The sequence below is a fragment of the Prevotella jejuni genome (assembly GCF_900187995.1).
Taxonomy (GTDB): domain Bacteria; phylum Bacteroidota; class Bacteroidia; order Bacteroidales; family Bacteroidaceae; genus Prevotella; species Prevotella jejuni.
The window spans coordinates 65,213-71,212 of sequence record NZ_FZNZ01000020.1 but is presented as its reverse complement, the minus strand read 5'-3'; the positions used below and the strand labels follow the sequence as shown (position 1 = coordinate 71,212).

Here is a 6,000-nt window from a genome sequence, read left to right as displayed (position 1 = left end):
CTATTTACATAATCTTGTAAATCTGACAAGAATGTATTGACTTGTTTGTGGCTTTTGTTTGAGCTATCTGTATCCCAGGAATAAGCTCGTTGATAATTAGGTACTGTAATACTCTTGCCAGAGAGTATTGCAGAAATATTAGTAAATGATTCCATAAGCAAATAGGTAAACCAGCAAAGTTACACACATATATCCCTCTGCTGGTTAATATTATTTAAATGTGTCTTTCGCTAATTTTCTTAAACATTATATCAAAAGTTACAGCAAAACTCCCTTTTATGAAAGTCATATTTTGTCCTGCCGCACCTCTGAAAATGCCAACAGAGTTCTGATGGATTTCTTTAATCTTTTTAAAGTTCTCATCATAAGTTGCGAAAAAACTCCCTTTACGAAAAACAATAAATCTATCTGTAAATCCTTGTAACTCTCCAACAGAATTTTGATGGATTTCTTTAATCTTCTTTCCACTTTCGTTTAGGGTTTGATAAAAACTACCTTTTCTAATTACATCAGAAATCATAATAAATTCCCTGATTCGTGTCGGGCGCAACTGTTATTCCCTTACAGTTCCTATTGGGTATTAGTGTATTTATGCAGAAGCGTGGAACTGTATGCTCCACGTCTTAATGTACAGGCCCTGAGAAAACCTTTTGTGACAGATGTGGGAATAACAGCCCCACGCTATATGCGTGGAGACCATTACGACCTTTCTTGTCACATTGTTTGGAAGTTTCTCAGGCTTCGTACATACAAGAATAGGGCATAACGCCTCTTTTTACCAAAATGTATGAGCACATAGTATGCCCAGTTGCAAAGATATAAATTTTCCGCAATATTCTAAAAGAAAACAAAAAATAATTTTGCACTTGCTGGTTGGCTTACACTAAATTTTCAAATATCAAAATACGAGTTCTACAAAAAAGGCTCTATAACGAATCGTGTGGGTAATCCTTTTTAAGCTCCCCTTTTATGGAATAGACCATATTCTTAAAGCTTTCTGTATTTACGAATCCCCTTACCCTCCTTTTAACAAGTTGCTTCTGATAGGCATAAAACCTGTGTAAATATCTCGGTAATATTCATAAGACAAAGGTAATATTTTTATCTGAGTTCTCTATGATTACCCACACGATTCGTTATAGAGCCAGATACATACATTCGTGACCCAAATACGAAAGTGGTTTCTACGAGTTCCAATAGTACGAAATAATACTCTATATTGAAGGGATTAATCCTAATTGTTATCGAAGAAAACATTGCAATATACCTTAATATTATCTTGCCAGTGTTATGTTGAAAACTTACACTGCATTTAAGTATGTTTGTTAAATACCCTTCGTTAGAAGAACAAAAAATATTAAAAAAGTTAATCGTCACTTCTATTTTCTCTTCGGTCTCCTCAATACTATTCTTAACGAATCAGTGAGTACTCTTTTGTCATTTCTCATAATGAAATCTGATGGTAATACAAATAGAGCTAAAGAATCGTTGAGCTTATGCACCTCATCTTTACGCTCATAACCTAACTGTACAAGAACTAAACGATTCTTTACGTATGTATTGTTTTTTTTATATGTATCAATTGCAGAATAGGGATATGATTTTCCTACCCTTATATTCTTATCAGAAAAACCCAATTTTAAGGAATCAGGATTGATTACATATTCTCCTTTTAAATCAAAGATTAGGTAATGCCAGCCAATAAAGTACATACCACTAACCTTAACCTTATTATTCTCCGATACAGAAATGTCATAGCTAAACTTGCTGTTATCTAACGGAAGCACAAATCCCGTATCACAGGATTGGACAGATAACATAAGAAACATGCAAAGCCCCAACCATTTAATGTGTCGACCACAATCTCTAATAATTGTCAAAATCTTCATAATAATTCCTTTCTACTACAATGTTTTCTTTTAATAGTAATGCCCTCAAGACTTGACGAATATAGTTTAACGAGAATAACTGTTATGTTGATACCCCTCAGTTGTTACGTTGTCCTTCCAATGAACCATATCATAAGGATAAAACGGATTGTCCCTAAGGTCAGAATCATCGATGTGCATTATCTTTGCAACAGCTGCAACCTCCCATGCCCAATAGCCTCGGTAACAGTACTTCATCAAATGATTATCGTGCCAAGGTGCATCTTTATTTAGATTATACCATTTCCCTATATAATCCTCAAGAGCTTTCTTTGCTTCTTGTGTATCTATTATCTTCGTTAACTTAAAAAGTCCTTTATATAACTTAGGGAAAGCAAGTTTATCTGCATACGTTTGTTTCTTATCATCTCCCAATCGAGCGTTCAGCAGAAACCAAAGTAACTGATCAGGTGTCCAGCCTACTGATTTAGCCTGCCCATCCATCTGCAGCACATAGTCAGCCAAACGATTAAAAGCTGTATTATCTATGTCTAATAGTATTCCTAATGATATTCTATCTAAATCATCTGCATACGTTGGATTCCTAAAATTAGCTCCAAGTATATAATTATCCAATGACCTTGTGTATAACTTTCTTAATTGTCCTATATCTTCACCCATAGAGTAATTTGTTTCTATTGCCCGTATATGATCCACAGCAGAGCACCAATATAAAAAAGGTCGTACGATTCCATCATTGCTATTTCTTTCTTTTTGTATATACTTTTCATCATCTGCTATTTCACCTAACTTAATACTCAGCATCTTTTCAAAGTACTTTTTGCCCTTTAATTTATCCCTGATAGGTTTATCTTGTTCCCGCTTAGAACGGCTAAAGAAAGGATTTAATAGTCTCATAAATTATTACTATTTAAATGATTAAAAGGTTATACTATTCACCAGACATACGATGTCTTTCTATCTCAACTCCTTCCTGATACCGGTCATATTGAATTTGTATTATCTTATCGAAGTCCTTTAGGTGGAAGTAATTATTCTTCTTGATGTATGAAATAAAGTCTTTCTGATAGTACAGGGCATATCCAAAACTTTGATTATCACAAGGTGTCCCTATACATTTCTCATACATCAGACCATAATAATATCCGATGTATGCACCAGCTTTATATCTTTCTTCCTTTGTCAGGTTGTCGAACTCTGGTTCATTTTCTAAATCCAACAAATATGATAAATATTCATCCAACATACAGTAATATAGGTTCTGTCTGTTAGCATGTTTCAACATATACTGCAGCAGTGCTTGATGAATGAGAAGCCTTCCATCCATACCTTTTGAAACAAAGAGTTTCTTGTATTCTTTTCCTATAGGGAGTTCTTCCTCCCCTTTCACTTCATCTATCATCATCTTATTGATTACATCAGACTTGTCATAGCCGTATTTCAGGAACAAATCACGAAGGAAGTCCTTATCATTATTCATAAGCCAAGTGAGTGCATCCTTGCTGTCGTGGAAGATGAACTGATTTCTGTAAAAGATACTCTTATCTAAGGAATAGACGATCTTGCCTTTCTCTGTATCCATGTATTCCTCCCCATCTGCACCTTTAACAGTTCCTTTTATGGTAACAACTTGATCGAGCGAGGGTGAAAGAATTATACAATTGTATTGAGGTACGAACGTCTGTAAATCCCAAAAGGCACCAAAGGTCTGACCATCAGGGACCGTTTTCAAAGCCATGATATTCTTTTGCATATTTCGTTCCCTTGTGTTCCTTTTACCTGTATATATCCAGAAACCCTCCTGTATTAGTTCTTCGGGACGTTTATTCAAATCGACTCCGAATATCTGATATACCCTTTTATAGGCTTCCTGGGAAGGAAGAGGCTTGAACCCCCTTCTTATAAGTTCCTGACAAATCAGACGAACAGCCAGGTCAGTACATTTCACCTGCATATCATTGGGCTGCACTATTATGCCTTCTGGCTCTTCTATTTCATAATAATCTCTTATCAATTGCTCTTCCATTGGCGAAAGTTTAAGTGTTGATTGGACTTGTCCTTTTCTTGTCTCAACCTTTTGGCTCTTCCTTGGATATTTCTGACTTGTATTCTTACAGCTAATTATCAATAATAATAATATTATTATTAAAAATTTCTTCTCCATACTTTATATGATTAAATAAGCCTTAATTCGGCAACCAAATATTATAAGTTTTTGAAGAGCTATGCGTCCTCCAGTGTTTGCTATCCGTAGAATCCACACTAACTTTATGGTGCTAAACGATAATAGAACAGTTCTACGAAGCATGACAAAGATAGTAATAAAATATAAGAACATTACTCCTTATGATGTTTTTTTAGTATGATAGGCAAGTCATGGCCATTGGATTGAGCAGACAATGGGACATAGAGCTGATACATTCTTCCCCATTTACCACGAGTAAACATTAAAGATTCGAACTGTAAATATAACATGTAAATGCGAACTTAGACTAAACACTACGCTATAATTCAACATCCATCTATGTCATAACAAGTCATTAGAAGATTTTATATCAACAACACAATGCTAATATAAAAAGATTTTCTAAATTTGCACATGCTTGTTGAATCCTACCAATAGACATTCCTGTGATGTTAACAAAACGAGTTTAAGTTTACATGCTCATCATTTAACTTGGGCATGATGAGGAGAATTAAAAAAGAAAACGTCGCATCCTTTATCCCTTTATCACCCACCGCTCAAAAAAATAGAATATGAAACAAATAGTATTGATAGCAATATTAATGGTTTACACTGTCACATTCTCACAGTGTAAATCAGAGCCTGCAAAACCTGTTTCTCAGATGTCTAACAAAAAGGTCAGTGAGAATAACAAACAAGAGGGAATGACAAAGGATTCTTTAAGATATTGGGGTATTGACAAGAGGGAACTTTTAAAGCACCTAAAACTTCAAGAACTTGCTTGGTATGGTGGTGACTTTCGAGATGATCAATCCAAGCCGAGATATGAGCCAACACGGGAGGATTTCCTCTTGACAATACCATTGGTGGAGCATTATTTATATACGCATGGATGTAAGAAACCTTCAAAAGCGTTATTCACAAAAAGGATAAAGGAGGTTTTTGGAAAGAGTCTAAAGGCTGGAGTGTTGCTTACAAGCCTTAAAGATGATATTAGTTATGACTTTGCTAATCCATTCTATGCCGTGAGTGAGAAAGGCTTTATTACTTACAATTGGCCACTCCGTGATTTAATTACTATCAAAAACAATAATGTTAGCCTAAAGAATGGGGTCCTACGACAAATCCTATTACTAAACAAGTTCTTGATTTATAATGATACAGACGCATTGAAACAATTAGAGCGGTATCAATATCAAGGGGAGATAGACGACATTGGTGATTACTACAACAACTCCCGAATGTTAGAGGATTTATTAAAAGAATACTCTTATTTTGGTAGTCCTGAATTGAATCAATGGTTCTTTAATATGGAAAAGGAGACTCCTTTTGCTTTCCTTTACTATATCTTTGACAAAGGGAAAGGGAACAACCTAATCGTTCACCCAGAACTGATAGAGACTATTGAGAGGAATACAACAGGCAAGAACAGTTCTTTCTACAATGAGAAGTTCCTAATATATGTGTATCAAGTGTTACAAGATGAAGATGGAATGAACGCCGCACAATTTAATATAGACCAAAAAGCACGAATATTCTGTTATCTGGCAAATTCAGAATATAAGATGCGCAACAAATATGCTGATTATATTCCATCAGCCAACTGGGGCCGAACATCTATGACGTATGTAATAATGACCAACTGTAAGAAAGTCTACCAGTATGCACGTGCACACATGTTCTTTGGTATCAGCAGTCCTAAAATGATGAATGAAATAGAACGGGAAGGATTAGACCTAAATCCTCCTATAGACAACAAGTAGAACAACAATGATGCATAATTCATCTTATCACATGGGAGTCAACACAAGGATATAAGACAGAACAGATGAACATGGTCATTATAGGAGCATTGAGACAAGACAAGATTAACTATATTCGCACACGTTACTTGTGTCTGTTGAAAAGGTTTCCATTTGATTGAGC

At 35.1% G+C, this 6,000-nt stretch carries 5 protein-coding genes; 1 reads left to right on the top strand and 4 read right to left on the bottom strand.

What is annotated here, in order from left to right; translation table 11 throughout:
* Positions 1–214 precede the first annotated feature (214 nt).
* The 4 genes from CHB62_RS08950 to CHB62_RS08935 form a co-directional block, all read right to left on the bottom strand.
* Positions 215–520: a hypothetical protein gene (locus CHB62_RS08950; protein ID WP_089366561.1), complete on the bottom strand. Its 306-nt coding sequence runs from the start codon at positions 518–520 to the stop codon at positions 215–217.
* Between the two features lie 859 nt (positions 521–1,379).
* Positions 1,380–1,889 carry a hypothetical protein gene (locus tag CHB62_RS08945; RefSeq protein ID WP_240616229.1) on the bottom strand — a complete coding sequence of 170 codons (510 nt, stop codon included), beginning with the start codon at positions 1,887–1,889 and terminating at the stop codon, positions 1,380–1,382.
* A 66-nt stretch (positions 1,890–1,955) separates the two neighbouring features.
* Positions 1,956–2,786 carry a PoNe immunity protein domain-containing protein gene (locus tag CHB62_RS08940; protein WP_089366560.1) on the bottom strand — a complete coding sequence of 277 codons (831 nt, stop codon included), beginning with the start codon at positions 2,784–2,786 and terminating at the stop codon, positions 1,956–1,958.
* A gap of 34 nt (positions 2,787–2,820) precedes the next feature.
* Complete coding sequence (locus CHB62_RS08935) at positions 2,821–3,915, bottom strand: hypothetical protein (protein WP_254919374.1); 1,095 nt, start codon at positions 3,913–3,915, stop codon at positions 2,821–2,823.
* Positions 3,916–4,646: 731 nt separating this feature from the next.
* Between CHB62_RS08935 and CHB62_RS08930 the strand changes: the two genes are divergently transcribed.
* The gene (locus CHB62_RS08930; RefSeq protein ID WP_089366558.1) at positions 4,647–5,837 is read left to right on the top strand and encodes a hypothetical protein; all 1,191 of its coding nucleotides are present in this window, start codon (positions 4,647–4,649) and stop codon (positions 5,835–5,837) included.
* The last annotated feature ends 163 nt before the right edge of the window (positions 5,838–6,000 follow it).

Excerpts from the sequence above, each read along its gene's own strand:
- CHB62_RS08950 (WP_089366561.1), bottom strand. The coding sequence starts at position 520 with ATGATTTCTGATGTAATTAGAAAAGGTAGTTTTTATCAAACCCTAAAC.
- CHB62_RS08945 (WP_240616229.1), bottom strand. The coding sequence starts at position 1,889 with ATGAAGATTTTGACAATTATTAGAGATTGTGGTCGACACATTAAATGG.
- CHB62_RS08940 (WP_089366560.1), bottom strand. The coding sequence starts at position 2,786 with ATGAGACTATTAAATCCTTTCTTTAGCCGTTCTAAGCGGGAACAAGAT.
- CHB62_RS08935 (WP_254919374.1), bottom strand. The coding sequence starts at position 3,915 with ATGGAAGAGCAATTGATAAGAGATTATTATGAAATAGAAGAGCCAGAA.
- CHB62_RS08930 (WP_089366558.1), top strand. The coding sequence starts at position 4,647 with ATGAAACAAATAGTATTGATAGCAATATTAATGGTTTACACTGTCACA.